This is a genomic window from Altericroceibacterium spongiae (genome assembly GCF_003610805.1).
In the GTDB taxonomy this organism is placed as follows: domain Bacteria; phylum Pseudomonadota; class Alphaproteobacteria; order Sphingomonadales; family Sphingomonadaceae; genus Altericroceibacterium; species Altericroceibacterium spongiae.
The window spans coordinates 1-18123 of the sequence record NZ_RAPF01000013.1 but is presented as its reverse complement, the minus strand read 5'-3'; the positions used below and the strand labels follow the sequence as shown (position 1 = coordinate 18123).

The window sequence follows — 18123 nt, the reverse complement described above, 5'->3', positions numbered from 1 at the left end:
CTTCTCCCAAACCGCCTTTTGCAAGAGAAGAACCGCCAGACCGGTCAACAAAAAAGGGCCCTTCCCCGCGAGGAAGAGCCCTTTTTTGCTATGCCTCTCATGACGATCAGTGGTTGTGCCGCGGCACCCCGATCGTCTGGGCAATGCGCTGATATTTCACGGCCGGTTCCATCACAGCGCCGCTTTCGAGTTCTCCCATCACAGAACGCTGCAATTCCTGCCATGGTGTCTGGCTGGCCGGGAAAGGATAACCACCCTTCTCATCCAGTTCCTTGCGGCGCCGGGCGATTTCCTCATCGGATACCAGCATATTGACGGTGCCCTTGCGTAAATCGACCCGCACCACATCACCGGTTTGCAAGATGGCCAGATTTCCTCCGGAAGCGGCTTCCGGCGACGCATTGAGGATAGACGGGCTACCCGATGTCCCCGACTGACGACCGTCACCGATACAGGGCAGTGCGTGAATACCCTTTTTCAACAATTCTGCCGAGGGGCGCATATTCACCACCTCTGCTGCCCCCGGATAGCCGTTAGGGCCAGCCCCGCGCATGATAAGCAAAGTCTTCTCGGTTACGCCAAGATCGGGATCGTCGATCTTGGCATGGTATTCTTCCGGCCCGTCAAACACGATAACCGGGCCTTCAAATGCCTCGGGATCGTCGGGATTGGACAGATAACGTTCGCGAAATTCCTTCGAGATAACAGACAATTTCATAATGGCGCTGTTGAACAGATTACCACGCAGCACGCTGAAACCGGCAGAGGGTGTAAGCGCCTGTTCGAAGGGGCGGATCACCTTGTCATTTTCGATTTCGGCTTCGCGGCAATTATCGCCCATGGTCTGCCCGTTTGCGGTCAGCGCATCCTCATGGATGAGGCCCTGCTTCATCAGTTCGGCAACAATCGCGGGCACACCGCCTGCACGATAATAATCTTCGCCAAGATATTCACCGGCCGGCTGAAGATTGACCAGCAACGGAATTTCGCGGCCATAGGTCTGCCAGTCATCAATCGTCAGTTCGACACCCATATGGCGGGCGAGCGCATTGAGATGGATCGGTGCGTTGGTGGAACCGCCGATGGCGGAGTTCACCCGAATGGCGTTGATGAAGGCTTCACGCGTCAGAATATCCGACGGTTTACGGTCCGCTGCGACCATTTCGACAATCTGCTTGCCGGTCAGATAAGCGGCTTCCTGCCGGTCACGATAGGGCGCAGGAATGGCTGCCTGACCGGGCAGAGACATGCCGAGCGCCTCGGTCAGCGAATTCATCGTGGTGGCCGTGCCCATCGTGTTGCAATAGCCGGTCGAAGGTGCCGAGGACGACACCATCTTGATGAATTCCTTATAGTCGATCTCGCCTTCGGCCAGCAATTCGCGCGCATGCCAGACAATCGTACCCGACCCGGTGCGCTGACCCTTGAAATAGCCGTTGAGCATCGGACCGACCGACAGAGCGATGGCCGGAATATTCACCGTTGCAGCCGCCATCAGGCAGGCCGGGGTTGTCTTGTCGCAACCCGTGGTCAGCACCACACCATCGAGCGGATAGCCGAACAGCAACTCCACCAGACCCATGTAAGACAGGTTCCGGTCCAGCCCCGCTGTCGGCCGCTTGCCGGTTTCCTGAATCGGATGCACCGGAAATTCCAGCACAATCCCGCCAGCTTCGCGAATACCCTCGCGAATCCTCTCGGCCAGCACCAGATGATGCCGGTTGCAGGGGGACAGATCGCTGCCGGTCTGGGCGATCCCGATGATCGGCTTGCCCGACTGCAGCTCTTCAAGCGACAGGCCGAAATTCATGTAACGCTCAAGATAGAGCGCCGTCATATCGGCATGGCTCGGATCGTCGAACCATGCACGGGACCGCAATTTGCGCGGTGTAGAAGAAGAAAGATCGTCGGCCATCATTATTTGCCTGTGTCAGTCGAGAATTTCAGCTGGATCGTGTTGCGATATTCCTGACCCGGATCGAGCCGGGCACTGGGGAAATCGGGATGGTTCGGTGCATCGGGGAAAAGCTGCGGCTCCAGCGCCACTGCATCGCCCTGCCGGTATAATACATTGTTCTTGCCAACAAAATCGGCGGCAATGAAATTGCCGGAATAGAATTGCAGAGCCGGAGCGGAAGACCAGACTTCCATCACACGGCCCGATTCCGGATCCTCCAACCGTGCCATGCGCCGCACGTCGCCAGCCTTGCCGTCGATCACGAAATTATGATCGAAGCCCTTGGTCAGGCGAAGCTGCTCCACATCGCCCTGGCGGACATCCTTACCGATGACTTTGCCTTCACGGAAATCGAACACCGTGCCATCAACGGGCGCGCGCTCCCCTGTGGGGATCAGCGTGTCATCGACCGGCGTATAATGGCTGGCATCAATCGTCAGCACTTCATCCATGGCGGTTTTATGCGCTTTGACGCCTGCCAGATTGAAATAGCCATGACTGGAAATATTGGCGAGTGTCGGCTTATCGCTGGTCATTTTGTAGGTGATGGTGAGCTTATTGTCCTTGCTCAGCGCATAGGTTGCCGTGATATCGGCATTGCCTGGATAACCGCTTTCCCCGTCCGGGCTACGATAGGTCATGGTGACGCTGGGCGTGTCGCCTTCGGTCACTTCGGCGATTTTCCAGACATGGCTGAAAATGCCGTCCTTACCGCCATGCAGCGAGTTGGGGCCGTCATTCACATCGAGCTGATAGGCTTTGCCATCGAGCGAAAACTGCCCCTTGGCAATACGATTGGCGAAGCGGCCGACCGTGGCGCCGTAGAAGTTTCCGTTATCGAGATATTCCTGCGGCGTGTCGAAACCGAGCAGAACGTCGTCCACATTGCCTTTGGCATCGGGAACATTGATCGCATGCAGCGATGCACCGAGCGTCATGACCGAAACGGACATGCCTTCGCCATTGGTCAGAGTCACTTCTTCGACCTCGGTACCATTGTCGAGCGTGCCGAAAACCTGCCGTTCCGCGCCACTTTCCTGCGCTTCAGGGGTTTTGTCCGCTTCGGCATTGTCAGCCGAACCGCTGCTGCAGGCCTGCAACAAACCCATTCCTGCAATTGCCAGAACTCCGGTCATTTTTTTGTTGGAGACCACGATTCTTTCCTCCTCGCCTCAATTACTCAGACAAATGGACCATCAGGCGGCAAGAAACAAGGCCAAAGCAGGCCTTGCCGCTTCATTTCCTGCCTGCTGCGGCGCGGTGTCCTTATGATGTCACGCCGGTGCATTATGGTTATGACAGTTTCACCCTGTGCGGATGATGCCCGGCAACCGGGCTTTCGAATGTGAACAGACTGCCCGCCAGCGGCTGATCGGCCAGTTCAGCCTCACTCAGGCCGCCGCGCGCAGTGGTGATGAAGGCCGTTGTCAGATCCGGCCCCCCGAAAGCAAGCTTGGTCACGCGGGCGCAGGGGAAGGGAATATGGTCGAGCAATTGCCCGTCCGGCCCGTAACGCCGCACGCCCCAGCCATCCCATAAAGCCACCCACAGGCAGCCTTCCGCATCCAGCACCACCCCGTCGGGATAACCCGCCTGCTCTTCTATCTGCGTGAAGAGGAGATGGTCGGTCAGCGAACCGTCTTCGGCAATGGTGAAGCGCCAGATCGCCCGATTGGGTGAATCGACATGATAAAGCAGCCGGCCTTCGGTGCAGATAGCCGGCCCGTTAGGGACGGTTACACCGTCGAGCTTGCGAGTGATCCGGCCCCTGTCATAGCAGCGCAATTCCCCGCCGGGATGGTCTTCGGGCATGTCGGACAGGCCGAACCACAGACGCCCATCGGGGTCGACCGCGCCGTCATTGGTGCGGTTGCGACCCGGTTCGGGAATATCGCAATGCGTTTCCACATGCCCATCGGGATAAAGCAGCTTCAATTGCTGCTCCGACCCGAATAGCAGCGCGTCGCCATCGGTGGGATAGATGAAGCTGGGCATCCCGCCCGTTTCCAGCCTTTCGCCCCGTCCGCTCGCCGGATCGTAGCGCAGCACGGCCCTGCCCTTGATATCGACGAAACGCAGTGCCTGTTCGGCCTCGAGCCAGACCGGCCCTTCCCCGAGCAGACAGGCACATTCCCAGGCGAGCTGCGGCGTCATAGTCATCCTCCCGCGCTCAGGCGAGCCGCTCGTCTGCCATCGCATTGGTGGGCTTGCTGCCCCACAAGGCGTAGAACAGAACATAGAGTTCGCAGGCCACGGTCAGGAAAAAGCTGTTTTGCAGGCCGAACATATCGGCCAGCCAGCCCTGCACCACCACCAGCGCGCCACCGGCAATCGCCGTCACCAGCAAGCCGGAGCCTTCTTCGGTAAGCGGCCCCAGCCCTTTGATCGCAAGGGCAAAAATCGCCGGGAACATGATCGAATGGCCAAGCCCCACAGCCACCAGACACCACATCGCAACCGGCCCGTGAAGCGTTGCCGCTCCCAGCATCACGATAAAGGCGAAACTTGCAAAACAGGCCAGCACCCGCGCCGGATTGAATTTCTGTATGATGACACCGCCGGCAAAGCGGCCCACCATCATTCCACCCCATAGAAAGCCGAGATAGGTGGAGGCCTGCGCCGCCGTGATATGGGCAATTTCGGGCAAAGTAACAAAGCTGATAAACAGATTGGCAACGCCGATTTCAGCAATCAGATAGATGAAAATGGCCGGAACGCCGAGCACCAGATTGCGGTGATTCCAGAGCGACAATTTCTTGCGCTCCTCGGCATTGGCGCGCTTGGCATCATCGCCCATGGCAGGCAGGCTGGAGCGCCAGATCACCACCGCGATCACGGCCAGCACAATGGCCACCAGAATATAGGGCAATTGCGTCGCCTGCGCATCGGCAAGTCGTTGTTCAGCGCTGAGAATCGTGCCTTCTTTGACCGTTCCGCCGACCGTGCGGCTGAGGATCAGATAGCCTCCGAAATAGGGCGCAAAGAAGGTGCCCATGGAATTGAACGCCTGCACCAGTGTGAGGCGGCTTTCCGACTTTTCAGGCGGGCCGAGCACCGCGACATAAGGATTGGCCGCGACCTGTAGCAAGGCGATGCCGCAGGCGATGATGAACAGGGCCGCCAGTGTGATCCCATAGGAAGGAAGGCGCGCTGCGGGCACCATACAAAGCGCCCCCGCCGCCATCACGCCGAGCCCGACGATAATGGCCTTTTTATAGCCGATCCGCTCGATCAGAAAGGCCGATGGCATAGAGGCCACCGCATAGGCGATGAACCACACCGATTCGATCAGCGTCGTCTGCGTGTAATTGAGGTCGAACACGCTGCGCAGATGCGGCAGCAACGTGTTATTGATGACCGTGATGAAGCCCCACATGAAAAACAGGCTCGCCAGCAATGCAAAGGCCCGGCGATACTTGCCGGGCGCTTGCGTGGCGGATGGGCCGGCCCCTTCAACGGGCTGGCGAATAGTGTCGGACATCGCCTTAATCTCTCCCTAAACTTATTGTCTGAGTATATTCGATTTTGGAGGCGGTCAAGCTGCGGAGCACGTTTTTCGCCCGATTTACGGGGCGCAGAACGTAACAGAACGGGGCCAGACACACTTTGAACAGAGCCATAAACCACGTGACGGCAGTCTGTGTTCAGGCAGAAGCCCGTCATTTCGTTTCGGCATAAAAATTACCTGACGAAACCTTTAGAAAACCGACCGGCAAACTGGCGCATCGGGTCCGGGGCCGGGCAGCATTGATCTGCCGATCCCTTCCTTGACTCAGCATGTCGCGCCTGTACTCCGTCCAATTGGAAGAGAAATTCTCACAGAAGGATCTCTGGGGTGCCGGGCAGCATCCGTCCGCAAGGATGGATTTTTCAAATGCCGATATCCGGGCATCGGTCGTGAAAATTTCGTTCCGTTTCATTCTGTTCGGGGAGCGATAATTGATAAAAGCGATGACCAGCCCGTGGAAACCCGCAAAAAAACAGGCGAAAGCCAGGAAGCGGATCGGGACTTTGCGTTATGCTTTACTGGCCGCCGCAGGACTGAGCGCCGCCACGAGTGCCAGCGCGGAAAATCCGCAAGCCGAGCAGACCGCGCCGAATATCCTCGTCATCGTGCTCGACGATGTCGGCTATTCGGACATTGGCTCTTTCGGCTCTGAAATAGCGACACCGGCCATCGATGCAATTGCGGCGGACGGCCTGCGCTATAACCGCTTCGACACCAAGGCGGTTTGCACACCCACACGGGCGGCTCTGCTCACCGGGCGGAATCCGCAAACAGTCAGAATGGCGGATCTGCCAGCGCAGAAAGTGGACCCGAACGATCTCACGCGTGACAGAGGTGAACTGGCGCATAATGCTCAGTTGCTTCCGCAAGTGCTGCACAGCGCCGGCTATGCCACCCATGGTTTCGGGAAATGGCATCTGGCTCCCGAAGATGAAGACGGGTCGGAAGGCCATAATGCCTCCTGGCCGCTCCAGCGCGGTTTTGACGATTTTTACGGGTTCTATCTGGGCTGGACGGATCAGTACCATCCCGATCTTATCGAAGGCAATAAACGCCTGCCGACACCTGACCGGGAGGGCTATCACTTCTCGGAAGACATTACGAACCGGGCTATTGCTGCACTGACTCCGAAACCGGATCAGCCCCGCAAACCGCAATTCGTTTATCTCGCATATGGCGCAGGCCATGCCCCTATTCAGGTGCCGCGCCCGTACATCGAAGCCTATGCCGGCCAATATGATCGTGGCTGGGACCGGCTGCGCATCGATCGCTTAAAGCGCATGAAGCAAATGCATATCGTCCCGGCCGATACCGCGCTTCCTCCCCGCTATCCGGGTGACCGTGCATGGAGTGAACTCTCTGAAAAAGAAAAGAAAGTCTATGCCCGCTTCATGGAAGTCTATGCCGGTTTCATAACCCATACCGATGAGCAGATCGGGCGTATCGTTCACCATCTCAAGGCGACCGGCCAGTATGAGAATACGGTGATCCTGATTATGTCCGATAATGGTGCAGCATCCGAAGGTGGCCAGAAAGGCAGCTTCGAGAAAATGTATCGGCCCAACACTTTATCGCCCGCCGAAATGCTGGCCCGGATCGATGAACTGGGCACGAACAAAACCCAGTCGGAATATCAGCGCCCCTGGGCGATGGCCGGTGTCACACCGTTCAGACGTTACAAATTATGGCCGCAACTGGGGGGCGTGCGCACGCCCATGATCGTCTCCTGGCCCGAAGAGATCGAGGATGCGGGCGCGATCCGCCATCAATATGTCGATGTGATCGATCTCGCGCCCACTCTGGTCGATCTGGCCGGAACCCGGTTTCCGGAGGAAGTGGATGGCCGGAAAGAAATTCCGGTCGCCGGCAAGTCCATTCGGGCAACGCTTATGTCAGGCGATGCGCCCCCGGCCCGCGATACCCAGTATTTCGAGATGCGCGGCAATCGCGCGATTACCCAGGGCAAATGGCGCGATTACGCCATTCATAAGCGCGATGACGATTTCGCCAATGATGAATGGCATCTCTATAATACCGAAACGGACTTTGCCGAAGCGCACGATCTGGCCGAAACATATCCCGAAAAGCTGGAAGAAATGAAACGGCTGTGGTGGGAAGAAGCGCGCAAATACAGCACGCCGGCTCTTGCCGAAGCCCCAAAAATCTTCCGCTACCGCGAAATGTTCGACGATACGGCCAAACCGCCGGTTCATCACGCACCTGCCGAAGAGAAGAACCCGGAATAATCGCCAGAACGGTGAAAAAAATGTCTTTGCCGGAACTGCGCTTTCATGGTCGCAACGCAGTTCCGGCAAAGACTGCTCAGGCGGCGTCACCCTCTGTCGCGGCGGATGCCTCTTCATCACTTTTCGCAGGGACGATCCACCGAAGGGATATAGTGGATCGGCCGCATCATCGGGCAAGGCGGGGTTCTGCCTGTTCACCGCCTTGTCCGAGCGCGGCAGTTCGAAAGGCAAACGCCCGCGCGCGGTCGCTTTTCCGGTAATAACATCCAGAACGGCAGAATTGTCAGCACCAAAATTCACCGGAATGGCACTCGCCTTATCCTGAACATTTGTCAGGATCGCCGGCACGGAAATCGAGCCGCCCTTCCTTTTGCCGACTGCCGAAAAAATAATCGGGATGCAGCATTTCAGACGGCGTTTCCGCGCGGACAATCGCAAAATCGGCCGCATCGAGATCGGTCACCACCTGCAAACCTGCCTTGCGTACCGCTTCCGGATCGATGCCGTAAATTCAGACTTTCCCGCCTTGCGCGGTTACCGGCAAGACATGGTCGCGTTTTGCAGCAGCACCTGCGCTTCGCGCTGGGTCTGCCCGGCAAGAGCCACATCGGCTTCCTGCCGGATGCTGAAGACGGTCTTGTCCGGATCGACATAAGGATTTTCGAACAGGCCCAGCTCGAATTTGGGAATCAGCATACGCTGAACGGATCGATCGATCCGGGCCATGGAAACCTTTTTGTCCGCAATGGCCTTGATGAGCGGAGCGAGATCGTCGGTTCCGCCGAACTGGTCGATCCCCGCCCGAATGCCTTGATATGCTGCTTCAGGGCAGCGCCCGGTGTCGCAAATCGCCCGTAAAAATTATGCGCATCGAAGCCTTCAGGCTGTGTCCCATAGCCGACCCAGTGTTTGACGACCGTTATGACACCATCACGCTGAAGGCCGTCCCGGCTTCCCTGAAACCCGGCAACATAAGCCGCACCCAGCCTGCTGGTAAGGGCCGGATCGCTGCCGAAAGTGGCTTTCATACGCGGCCAGCGCGGCTCGGCCGCATGGTGGGGCGCACGCGCGCTAATATTTCCGCTGCCGAGCGCTCCGAGCAGAAAGACCGGATCACACTACAGACGATGCAAACACTCGCCGAGGCGATGGCGTGCAAGTTCGTCTACGCCATTGTGCCAGCACAAGGTTCCATTGAAGACGTGCTGCAAATGCAGGCGCGGAAGAAAGCCCGCAGGATCGTGTCGCGCGCCAACACCCATATGGCGCTAGAGAAGCAAGGTTTGCCGGTCGGCCAGATCGAGGATCAGGTTGAAAGGATGGCGCTTGATCTGCTGCGCGATCCGCCTTCCGATTTCTGGGAAGATGAATGACCGGCCTTGGCGAAGAGCCCGATGGCGCGACGCCGCTTGATCCTGACGAACTCGAAGGGCTGAAGTTCGGGCACGTCACGACAAGCGGGGAACTCAACGAGCTTGAGCAGGCCAACATCGAAAGTAGCCTGCGATGGCTGCAAAGCCGCCGTAAGCGAGACGTGCTGAGCGAGGAATATGTCCGCGAACTCCACCGCCGACTCTTTGGCGATGTGTGGACATGGGCAGGAACCTTCCGCCTCACGGAGAAGAACATCGGGGTCGACCCGATCCAGATCGGAGTGCAATTACGCAACTTGCTCGATGATGCCCGCTATTGGTCGGAGCATCGGATCTACTCACCGTTGGAAGCAGCGGCGCGGTTTCATCACCGGCTGGTTCAGATCCACTGCTTCGCCAACGGCAATGGCTGTCACGCACGCATCATGGCCGACGAGTATCTGCGCGAGAATTTCGATCACCCGCCGATCGACTGGGCGGCCGGACACGATCTTATGCAGGGCAACGAAAGGCGCGACACCTACATCGCTGCTCTGCGCAAGGCCGATGGGCACGACCATGATCCGCTGCTCAAATTCGTCGGGGCAATCGACGGATGACGATGCCCATGTTCACGTCAGGCAAAATTCCCATTGAAAACGGTGATTGCTGGAACAATTTCCGAGCCTCAAATTTCCCATAAAATATTTTAAATCAATATGATGATAGATGTGCGACACGAAGCGCCGAGCTATCCGGTTCCATATTCAAAGCGCGCGCAGCAATATATTGGCCGGCCGCGCGTGACGGCCCGGTAGATGGCAGCGGCGATGCGCGATGCGGTTCCGCTATGCGCGGCGACGTCATAGCTTTCCGAAAGAACCAGCCCTTCCGCCAGACTATTGACCTCCTCCGGGCGGCGTACCCCCCATTGAAAACGCGCCTTCGTTTTCGAGACGCTGGGATGGCGGTGCGACTGGCGAACCATCAGTGGCGAAGCCAGGTCGAGCGCCAGCGTCATGCGCGATTGCCGTGCCGATGCTGCATCTGTCAGACCTCGCAGCCAGGTGGCGGCTTCCCGTGGCTCCAGATACATGGACACGCCCTCGGCCATCACCAGCGTGGCACGGCCCGCATCCCAGGGAACGGTCTGCGCCCATGTCGCAACTGCGGTGCCGTCGGCGGCAAGGTTGCGCGTACGACCAAGCGGCGGCACCAGCCTGTCGCGTAACTCTGTCACCTCCGGGAAGTCTATATCGATCCAGTCAACGCCGGCAGGCGGGGCAATTCGATTGGCCCGCGTGTCGAGACCGGAACCGATGGAGATGACCAGGCCATCCGGCTGTGCTTCAATGAATCGGCGCGCGATACCGTCGAACCACTGCGCGCGCACAATCGTCCCGCGCATACTTGCGTGATCATCAGAAAACCGGCCGGGATCGAATTTCAGCGATGCCGCGATCCGTTCGGCAGCCGGATCGACAAAGCCGAGATCGGCATTCTGCGAAGACGCAACCACGCGAGCGGCCAGCGTGATGAGAAGAGTTTCGGGCACGCCCGAGAGCCCCGCACTGCCGGAACTTTTACCGCTCATAGCTGCCACTCGAGTTCGATCCCGCCTTGCCGCGAGCGGCCGATCGGCGAATACCAATTGCCGTCATCGCCGAAGCCGAGATTCCGGAAGGCCAGGCCCGTGCCGCGGCGCACATCTGTGAGATTTTCGACGAACAGGCGAACACCCCAGTGCTCTCCCTCATACCCAGCCTGCAAGCCAACCGTCTGCGTCGCGGGCTGCATCGCTCGCCCCAGACTTTCGAGCGACTCCTTGCCGGTGAAGGACACTTCGGCGCGCCCGTAAAATCCGCCGGGCGTTTGGTAGCGAGCTGCAAGATAGCCATCATATGACGGCACGAGCTTGACACGCTTGCCTCGTGCATTGGTTGTCGCATCAACCTGGAGATCGCGATAGCGCGCGTCCGACAGTCCGAAATTGGCCGTCAGCGTCAATCCCGGCACCGGCCTGGCCGATGCTTCCAGCTCGAACCCCTTGCTGTCGATCGACGCGTTGGAACCAATATAATCGGACGAGATAATCCGGCCCGAAGCATCCGTTGCGACCTGAATCTCCTGCCAGTTGTTTGACCGGATATAAAATGCCGCGCCGGCAAGGCTCAGCATCCCATCGGCCGACTGCCATTTGAAGCCCGCCTCGCGGCTCCACATGGTTTCCGAGCTGTAGCGCAATACGTCGTCGGTGAGGTCCGCCTGCGCAGCGGTCAGGTTGAATCCGCCGGGAATATAGCCTTTGGCCGCATTCGCGTAGAAGGAGAGTTGGGGCGAGGTTTTGTAGTGGATCGAAAAGCGCGGAAGCACGGCATCGAAATCGCCCGACAGCGCCGCATCGCGATAGATGAACAGCGTCCCTCCGCCAAGGTCGATCTGACCGGCACTCTGCTGCGCCGCGCGATGAGCATGGTCATAGCGAAGGCCGGCGCTGAGCGTGAGATCGGGTAACTGGACGGGAGACCAGCTTGTCGAAACGAAAGCACCCCAGTCCCGCGCCTGCGCGTATTGACGCGGCGACGGCGCATAGGAATCGAGCGTTCCCGACCCGACAAAGGTGGTTTGAAAACGCTCGTCTTCCTGGCGGTAATGGGTAACGCCCAGAATGTAATTGAACGGCTTGTCCGCGGGCGAGGCGAAACGCAGTTCGAAATTCCAGAAATCCTTGTCCTTGTAGTCCTGTCCCGCTGCGGTCGGTAGCGCGGTGAAATCGAAGTCGAGCCCCTTGGCGTCAGTCTTCAACCGCCGGTACGACGCTGCGGCATCGACAGTGCCGTAGTCCAGCTCGTAGCGAGCACTGACGCCAAACACCGCTTCATCCTCATTGGTGCGCTTTGGCGCGTCATTGATGTAGGTGAAGCGATCGGCATCACGCCCGCCGTTATAGAGGTCCGCATAGGTCCGGTTATAGAGATCGACATCCAGCGGAAGATATTCCTGGTCGAATACGCCTGGGGCCCGGGTAGAGAGAATATAGGTCGTGGCGTTGAGGGTCAGCCGATCGGTCGGGGTCCATCTGAGACGCCCCTGAACGAACGTCTCGTCGATCCTACCTTCGGGCTGGCCGGGCTGGATGTTGCGCAGGAAACTGTCACCCCGCGAGACTTTGAACGCAATCGAGCCGGACAAGTTATCGCCCGCCAGCGGTCCGCCGACAAAGCCGTCGATGACGCCGTTCGCGCCTCCGCCGAAGGTCGTACCGGTCGCGCGGACCTCGGAAACCAGATAATCGGTCGGTGCGCGGGTGTTAATGACGATCAGGCCGGACTCGCTGTTGGCACCATAGAGTGTTGCTTGCGGTCCCCTTAGCACCTCAACGGATTCCACCTGGTTGAGCACCGCATTGGACAGTTCGCGAAAAGGAATGCCATCAATGTAGACAGCAGCGCGGTTGACAATGAACGGGTTGGACTCGATGCCCCGGATCGAGATGAACGTACTGCCGAGCTGTCCGCTCTCGTTGAACTGGACATTGGGAACCACGGCATCGAGCTGGCGCACGTCGCGGATGCGCGCCTGATCGAGCATTTCCCGATTGATCACCGTCACCGATACATCAGCATCTTGCAGACGAGTGTCTCTCCTCGTGCCGGTGACGATGATCTGCGCCGGTTGCTCCTCGGCTTGTTCAGCACGCTCCTGGTCTTGAGCATGGACAGGCTGCGCAAAGGCGACCGACAAAGCCGCAAGCGAGACAGGATAAAGGTAGAAAGAACGCATTTGGCCCCAGAATATTATTGAGAACGATTATCACGTCATGTAACAAGATATCATGACCGCACCACTCCAACCCGGGACAGACTTCTCCGATTCAGGAATTAATCGATGCATGGTCGCCGATCGCACCCGGATCGAGCGACATGTAGCGAACGACGGGCAGGTTCACGCCAATGGTGATGGCACTGCGATGCTCATCGCTGCCGCTTATCCACCTTTTGAAGGCGAAGTTCACAACGGCCCGTTCTTGCGGATCGCTCTTGCCATGGGTCCGTCCAGCAGGCTTGTTCAGCACATCGATGGCGCAAGGCTGGAAGGGGTCTGGCGCCCGGGCACGCTCGCGGTCAGCTCGCCGAAGGCGCGGGGGATTGCTAAGGCAGGGAAGACGTCGATGATCGGGCTTGCCATGCTGCCTGGGCGCGGAGAAAGTGAAACCGGGCTGGACCTGGGTCATATAACGACACTTGCCGGTGCATTTCAGGATGACGGTCTTCTGGTATCGGTCATCACCGCTTTGCATCATGAAGCCGCAGTCCATGGCGTTTCGACAGCTTTTTTCGATGAAGGCAGGCTATTGATCCTTCGCCGCCTGTCGGAGTTGCGCGGCGTTCGACCTAACCGCCGCAAGGTCCACCCCTTGTCCGACATGCGTTACGAGCATGTGCTTGCATATGTTGAAGATCGTCTCGCCTACGATCTGTCTGTCGCGCAACTCGCCCGGATTGCAGGCATGGACAGCAGTGGATTCACGCGAGCCCTACGCGCCCGCACAGGACTGGCTCCCTATGCCTGGCTGACACAGCGCCGGATGGAGCGTGCCGGAGCGTTGCTTCGATCTGGACACTCGGTGACACAGGTTGCGACAATGTCAGGTTATGCCAATCCGGGTAAGTTCTCGTCTGCCTTTAAGCGGGTCACCGGCGTTTCACCATCGCTTTGGAAAAGAGCGCAAGAAGATCGGTGTCTCGGCACAAGCGCACGATGACGGGCGACAAGCGGACCAGAGAGGCCCATCGAAGGGCAACGTCAGTCCGCCGCTTGCCGATCCGGCCTCCGCGAAACAGCCATGCGTGAATGGCGAGCGAATAGATCAGCAGCACCGCCACCAAGACCGCGAAATTGCCGTTCGCGCCGAGCAGCAAGGGGCCGCCTGCCCCTATCACCAGAACCAGTAGTGCCTGAAGCAGCAGGTAGATCGCCTCATAGCCCATGATGGCGAGGGTCAGAATGCGGTTTTCAGTAATGGTCTGAAAGACGATGAACGACCAGGCGGTGTTCGGGATGGCGCGCGCAATACCGGATATAGCGCCGCACATGGCGGCGAAAGGCCTCTCGCGGAGGAAGATCCATGTCACCGGGCAGCGGTTTCAGCTCTTCCCGGGCGGTTGCGAACATCTGTGCCACAGCCTGCTTCCACAATTCCTCCTTACCGCCGAAATGGTCAGTTATCATCGAATGGGTGGAATCCGCCGCAGCGGCGATTTGCCGAATATTTGCCCCTTCGAAGCCGCATTCGACGAATATTTTCAGAGCGACTTTCAAAATACGTGCGCGCGTTTTCGCGGCGCGCGCCTGAGTCGGACGTTTGGCAACTGAAGCCATCAAAATATGATAAGCGAAGCCGCACCGAACTGACGCGGATGAACCGCCCGGTGCCGCCCCGTTCAGCGATGCGGCACCGGCATTATATACTATAGCGGCTTCACGGGTTTCAGGGCGAAGAGGCCGAACAGAGCAATCATGACATAGCACAATGCGGGCAGGGTCAGCGCCAGCGCCAGCGAACCTGCCGCATCGGCCAGACCGCCGGTCAGCGGCGGAATGACCGCGCCGCCGACAATTGCCATGCAGATCACGCCCGACCCGTCCGCGGCCCGCGGGCCGAGCCCTTCGGAAGCGAGCGAGAAAATCGTCGGGAACATGATCGCATTCATCAGGCCGATGGCGAGCAGGCTGTATCCGGCGAGCGCGCCTTCCATATTGGCCGCGAGCAGCAGCAATGTGATCGCCCCGCAGGCGACCACGCTCAGCACCTTGCCCGGCGACAGGAAGCGCAAAATGAGCGAGCCGATAAAGCGCCCGATCAGCGCCCCGCCCCAGTAAAACGGAATAAGCTTGCCCGCCTGCTGTTCGGCCAGACCCAGAACGCTTTCCTGCATCAGATAGCTGACGATCAGCGAGCCGATCGCCACTTCGGCGCCGACATACAGAAAGATCGCGCCCGTTCCGAAGCCGAAACGCGGGCGTTTGAGGAGATCGAATCCGCCCAGCCCGCTGCTCGCCTCATGCGCTTCGCCTTTCAGATGGTTGCGGAAGCGCCAGACCACCGCGGCAACGATCGCCAGCGCCACGGCAAGGCCGATATAGGCGTGGACGATGGCGCGGCTTTCCTGTGCGCGATAGGCATCGAGCGCCGGGCCGCTCAGCTCGGCAGCGCTCACCGTGGCGAGGCTGCCCAGAATGATGATCGAGCCGAAATAGGGAAACAGCGTGGTCCCCAGGGCATTGAACCCTTGCGCGAAGGTGAGCCGGCTCGGCGCGGTGCGGGCCGGACCGAGCAGCGAGATCAGCGGATTGGCGACCACCTGAATGACCGTCACCCCGCTCGCCAGCACGAAGAGCGCGAAAAGAAACAAGCCATAAATCGCGGTCTGCGAAGCGGGGATAAACAGCAGACAGCCTGCCAGCATGGCCAGCAGCCCGACCACCGCACCGCGCATATAGCCGATCCGCTTCACCAGCAGCGCGCCGGGAATCGAGATAATCAGATAGGCCGCGAAAAAGGCCGATTGCACCAGCATGGCCTGAAAATAGCTGAGGTCGAACAATTCCTTCAGCTTGGGAATAATCACATCGTTGAGCGAGGTGATCCCGCCGAAGATGAAAAACAATGCGAAGACGAAGCCTTGCAGACCCGGCGCATCGATATGCCCGCTTTCACCGGTTTCAGGGTCTTTCAGCGGCGGGCCGGAGGCCGATCCGTCGGGAGCGAGTGCCATGATATATTTCCAGTCCCAAAAATCGTTCTATCAGTAATCCAGCCCGGCACCGACCGGGAAGAGCGGGTCTTTGCTGTCATTGACGACAGCCGGATTCTGCGCCTCGACCGCCGCCATGGAGGAAGGCAGTTCGAAAGGCAGATGGCCGCGCGCATGGGTGCGGCCGGTGATCGCATCGAGCACGGCTGCATCGCTGGCGCCGAAATTGCCCAGCACCGCATCGGCCTTGTCGAGCACATTGCCCAGAATGGCCGGTCGGTCGAGGAAGATCGCGAACACGGTCGGCAGGCCTGCTGCCTTGGCTTTCACCAGAGCGTCATAAGCTTCATCGCCGGGGCGGAAATCGAGCCGCCCTTCATGCTGACGACTGCCGAAGAAATGATAAGGGTGCAGCAATTCATGCGGCGCGCCGCTGCGGATAATCGCGAAATCGGCGGCGGCGGGATCGTCCACAATGGTCAGGCCCGCGGCCTGCGCCGCTGCTTCACCCATGCCCGAAAGCCAGACCTTCTTTCCCGCCAGCCCGGCCATGGGCAGCATCGCAGCGCGATTCTGCAACAGGACCTGTGCGGCAGCCTGCACCTGTTCGGCCCGCTGCGCCGTGGCCGGATTGCCGAGCAGTTGCGCCGCCGCTGCAGGATCGGTGTAGGGATTATCGAACAGGCCGAGTTCGAATTTGCTGACCAGCAGCCTTTCGACCGAATGATCGATCCGCGCTTCGCTCACCAGCCCGTCATGCACCGCTTTGAGCAAAGGCTGCGGGTCTTCGATCCCGCCGAACTGATCCACCCCGGCATTGAGCCCCTTGGCGAAGCGTTCCTCTTCGCTGAGACCGGTGACACCCCAGGATGTCGCCACATCGCTCAGTTCCTGCGGATGATCCTTGTCGGGCGCGCGGCACAGCGCATTGCAATCGCGCGTCACCAGCCAGTCCGACAGGACGATACCCTGAAAATGCCATGTGTCGCGCAATTCATCGCGCAGAAGCTGCGCATTGAAAGCAGGGGCGACTTCCTCCAGCTTCCTGCCCTCCAGCGTCACTTCGCGCAGCACCGGATAGGCGGGCATCACCCCGGCGACCTGCACGCGGAAAGCATCGCGAAAGGCGGCCATATGCGGTGCAATGGTCTGGCCGGGCAGAACCGCGAAACGGCCGTAATAATTATGCGCATCGAGCCCTTCGGGCTGCGCGCCATAGCCGACCCAGTGCTTGACCACCGTGAGCACCCCATCGGCCGTAGTGCCGTGATCGCTACCCTGAAAGCCGCTCACATAAGCCGCCACCAATTCGCTGATTTGGGCCGGATCGGTGCCGAAAGTGCCGGTCTGGCGCGGCCAGCGCGGCTCGCTGGCCAGATCGGCCTGCGGAGAAAGCGTCATATGAATGCCGACCGCACGATATTCCTGCCGCGCAATATCGGCGAATTCATGGACGATCTGCGGATCGCCCAGCGCCGCAAAGCCCAGCGTTTCGGGCCATTGCGAAAAGCCGCCACCGACATTGGAAGCGCCGGGCACAAACTGGAAATGGTTGCGCGGATCGGAGCTGATCGTCACCGGAATGCCGAAACGGGTGGCTTCGGCCGCTTCCTGAATGGCATTGTTCTGTTCGGCGAATTGCGCCGGATCGGCTACCAGACGGGTAATGAAACTGGTGACGTGATTTTCGCGGATCATCTGCCTGGCGAGCGGCAGATCGTAGCGGTCGGTGGACAGATCGAAGCTGCTGCCCGCCCCGCGCAGCGAGGCATGGAGCAGCGTGCCGACCTTTTCTTCCAGCGTCATCCGCGCGACCAGATCCTGCGCCCGTTCGGCCGGACTCAGCCGCCAGTCTTCATAGGGCGTGAGCGTGCCGTTGCCGTCGAGATCGCGAAAGCGGATGCCCTGCGCACTGAGGATCGGCTTGCTGCGGCTGCCCAGTTCGGGCGGGTTGGTGGCAGATGGCCGCATTTGCGCCACCGGCATATCGCCCGCTATGTCCGCCCTGGCCGAGACGCATCCGGCAGTCAGCGCCGCAAGCGGTAAAACCGGCAACAGCCGCCAGAATGCCCAGCGTTTCAACCCCATTTCAGCACCACTCCCATTTCTTTTTAGCGCTATAAAATAGTCTTAGTCCATGTTAAGGGGCCATTTCAACAAGAATGTAAAAGACCCGCCCTGTCGGCTGCCTCTGGAGGGCATAGCGTGGAAGGTACGCCAGACAAGGCAATCAGTGAACGCCTAGGCGAAGCGGTTATCCGGCGGCAGATTGAGAGCTTTGCGGTCAGCGGAAGCGGCAGAA

The 18123-nt window shown here is 59.3% G+C and carries 17 protein-coding genes; 4 read left to right on the top strand and 13 right to left on the bottom strand.

Annotation, left to right across the window (positions count from 1 at the left end; genetic code table 11):
* Nucleotides 1–106: 106 nt before the first annotated feature.
* From D6851_RS16030 to D6851_RS16015, 4 genes are all read right to left on the bottom strand, one after another.
* Complete coding sequence (locus D6851_RS16030) at nucleotides 107–1915, bottom strand: IlvD/Edd family dehydratase (protein ID WP_120325920.1); 1809 nt, start codon at nucleotides 1913–1915, stop codon at nucleotides 107–109.
* Between the two features lie 2 nt (nucleotides 1916–1917).
* Entirely contained in the window at nucleotides 1918–3111 is a 1194-nt protein-coding gene (locus D6851_RS16025; RefSeq protein ID WP_238474163.1) for an aldose epimerase family protein, read from the bottom strand.
* 139 nt (nucleotides 3112–3250) lie between these two features.
* Nucleotides 3251–4111 carry an SMP-30/gluconolactonase/LRE family protein gene (locus tag D6851_RS16020; RefSeq protein WP_120325919.1) on the bottom strand — a complete coding sequence of 287 codons (861 nt, stop codon included), beginning with the start codon at nucleotides 4109–4111 and terminating at the stop codon, nucleotides 3251–3253.
* Between the two features lie 16 nt (nucleotides 4112–4127).
* A complete protein-coding gene (locus D6851_RS16015) occupies nucleotides 4128–5438 on the bottom strand; it encodes a sugar MFS transporter (protein ID WP_183030145.1) in 1311 nt (436 codons plus the stop codon).
* A gap of 470 nt (nucleotides 5439–5908) precedes the next feature.
* On the opposite strand from D6851_RS16015, the gene D6851_RS16010 reads away from it, so the two are divergent.
* A complete protein-coding gene (locus D6851_RS16010) occupies nucleotides 5909–7711 on the top strand; it encodes an arylsulfatase (protein WP_120325918.1) in 1803 nt (600 codons plus the stop codon).
* A gap of 316 nt (nucleotides 7712–8027) precedes the next feature.
* On the opposite strand, the gene D6851_RS17835 is transcribed toward D6851_RS16010, so the two are convergent.
* The 3 genes from D6851_RS17835 to D6851_RS16005 form a co-directional block, all read right to left on the bottom strand.
* Entirely contained in the window at nucleotides 8028–8174 is a 147-nt protein-coding gene (locus tag D6851_RS17835) for a hypothetical protein (RefSeq protein WP_183030144.1), read from the bottom strand.
* Between the two features lie 71 nt (nucleotides 8175–8245).
* Nucleotides 8246–8437 (bottom strand): hypothetical protein, encoded by a 192-nt coding sequence (locus tag D6851_RS17600; protein WP_147395508.1) that lies wholly within the window; start codon nucleotides 8435–8437, stop codon nucleotides 8246–8248.
* Nucleotides 8401–8739, bottom strand: coding sequence for a glycoside hydrolase family 3 N-terminal domain-containing protein (locus D6851_RS16005; RefSeq protein WP_120325917.1), 339 nt, complete (start codon nucleotides 8737–8739; stop codon nucleotides 8401–8403). Before D6851_RS16005 ends, D6851_RS17600 begins: the two co-directional genes overlap by 37 nt.
* A gap of 24 nt (nucleotides 8740–8763) precedes the next feature.
* On the opposite strand from D6851_RS16005, the gene D6851_RS16000 reads away from it, so the two are divergent.
* A complete protein-coding gene (locus tag D6851_RS16000) occupies nucleotides 8764–9084 on the top strand; it encodes a helix-turn-helix domain-containing protein (RefSeq protein ID WP_120325916.1) in 321 nt (106 codons plus the stop codon).
* A complete protein-coding gene (locus tag D6851_RS15995; protein ID WP_120325915.1) occupies nucleotides 9081–9683 on the top strand; it encodes a mobile mystery protein B in 603 nt (200 codons plus the stop codon). Before D6851_RS16000 ends, D6851_RS15995 begins: the two co-directional genes overlap by 4 nt.
* Nucleotides 9684–9814: 131 nt before the next feature.
* Here the strand turns inward: D6851_RS15995 and D6851_RS15990 are convergent, their stop codons facing one another.
* On the bottom strand, nucleotides 9815–10657 hold the full coding sequence (locus tag D6851_RS15990; RefSeq protein ID WP_120325914.1) for a class I SAM-dependent methyltransferase: 843 nt from the start codon (nucleotides 10655–10657) through the stop codon (nucleotides 9815–9817).
* Nucleotides 10654–12807: a TonB-dependent receptor gene (locus tag D6851_RS15985; protein WP_210210380.1), complete on the bottom strand. Its 2154-nt coding sequence runs from the start codon at nucleotides 12805–12807 to the stop codon at nucleotides 10654–10656. Before D6851_RS15985 ends, D6851_RS15990 begins: the two co-directional genes overlap by 4 nt.
* A 148-nt stretch (nucleotides 12808–12955) precedes the next feature.
* Between D6851_RS15985 and D6851_RS15980 the strand changes: the two genes are divergently transcribed.
* Nucleotides 12956–13828: a helix-turn-helix domain-containing protein gene (locus D6851_RS15980; RefSeq protein ID WP_183030143.1), complete on the top strand. Its 873-nt coding sequence runs from the start codon at nucleotides 12956–12958 to the stop codon at nucleotides 13826–13828.
* Here the strand turns inward: D6851_RS15980 and D6851_RS15975 are convergent.
* From D6851_RS15975 to D6851_RS15960, 4 genes are all read right to left on the bottom strand, one after another.
* Nucleotides 13758–14159 (bottom strand): hypothetical protein, encoded by a 402-nt coding sequence (locus D6851_RS15975; RefSeq protein ID WP_147395507.1) that lies wholly within the window; start codon nucleotides 14157–14159, stop codon nucleotides 13758–13760. The two genes, D6851_RS15980 and D6851_RS15975, sit on opposite strands and share 71 nt — an antisense overlap.
* Entirely contained in the window at nucleotides 14080–14445 is a 366-nt protein-coding gene (locus D6851_RS15970) for a TetR/AcrR family transcriptional regulator (protein ID WP_120325910.1), read from the bottom strand. Before D6851_RS15970 ends, D6851_RS15975 begins: the two co-directional genes overlap by 80 nt.
* An 89-nt stretch (nucleotides 14446–14534) precedes the next feature.
* On the bottom strand, nucleotides 14535–15842 hold the full coding sequence (locus D6851_RS15965) for a sugar MFS transporter (RefSeq protein WP_120325909.1): 1308 nt from the start codon (nucleotides 15840–15842) through the stop codon (nucleotides 14535–14537).
* Nucleotides 15843–15872: 30 nt separating this feature from the next.
* Complete coding sequence (locus D6851_RS15960; protein ID WP_238474162.1) at nucleotides 15873–17909, bottom strand: glycoside hydrolase family 3 protein; 2037 nt, start codon at nucleotides 17907–17909, stop codon at nucleotides 15873–15875.
* Nucleotides 17910–18123 lie beyond the last annotated feature (214 nt).

What these genes read in the sequence shown, in the direction of transcription:
- D6851_RS16030 (WP_120325920.1), bottom strand. Translation starts at nt 1,915, where the DNA reads ATGGCCGACGATCTTTCTTCTTCTACACCGCGCAAATTGCGGTCCCGT.
- D6851_RS16020 (WP_120325919.1), bottom strand. Translation starts at nt 4,111, where the DNA reads ATGACGCCGCAGCTCGCCTGGGAATGTGCCTGTCTGCTCGGGGAAGGG.
- D6851_RS16015 (WP_183030145.1), bottom strand. Translation starts at nt 5,438, where the DNA reads ATGTCCGACACTATTCGCCAGCCCGTTGAAGGGGCCGGCCCATCCGCC.
- D6851_RS16010 (WP_120325918.1), top strand. Translation starts at nt 5,909, where the DNA reads ATGACCAGCCCGTGGAAACCCGCAAAAAAACAGGCGAAAGCCAGGAAG.
- D6851_RS17600 (WP_147395508.1), bottom strand. Translation starts at nt 8,437, where the DNA reads ATGGCCCGGATCGATCGATCCGTTCAGCGTATGCTGATTCCCAAATTC.
- D6851_RS16005 (WP_120325917.1), bottom strand. Translation starts at nt 8,739, where the DNA reads ATGAAAGCCACTTTCGGCAGCGATCCGGCCCTTACCAGCAGGCTGGGT.
- D6851_RS16000 (WP_120325916.1), top strand. Translation starts at nt 8,764, where the DNA reads ATGGTGGGGCGCACGCGCGCTAATATTTCCGCTGCCGAGCGCTCCGAG.
- D6851_RS15995 (WP_120325915.1), top strand. Translation starts at nt 9,081, where the DNA reads ATGACCGGCCTTGGCGAAGAGCCCGATGGCGCGACGCCGCTTGATCCT.
- D6851_RS15990 (WP_120325914.1), bottom strand. Translation starts at nt 10,657, where the DNA reads ATGAGCGGTAAAAGTTCCGGCAGTGCGGGGCTCTCGGGCGTGCCCGAA.
- D6851_RS15980 (WP_183030143.1), top strand. Translation starts at nt 12,956, where the DNA reads ATGGTCGCCGATCGCACCCGGATCGAGCGACATGTAGCGAACGACGGG.
- D6851_RS15975 (WP_147395507.1), bottom strand. Translation starts at nt 14,159, where the DNA reads ATGTGCGGCGCTATATCCGGTATTGCGCGCGCCATCCCGAACACCGCC.
- D6851_RS15970 (WP_120325910.1), bottom strand. Translation starts at nt 14,445, where the DNA reads ATGGCTTCAGTTGCCAAACGTCCGACTCAGGCGCGCGCCGCGAAAACG.
- D6851_RS15965 (WP_120325909.1), bottom strand. Translation starts at nt 15,842, where the DNA reads ATGGCACTCGCTCCCGACGGATCGGCCTCCGGCCCGCCGCTGAAAGAC.
- D6851_RS15960 (WP_238474162.1), bottom strand. Translation starts at nt 17,909, where the DNA reads ATGGGGTTGAAACGCTGGGCATTCTGGCGGCTGTTGCCGGTTTTACCG.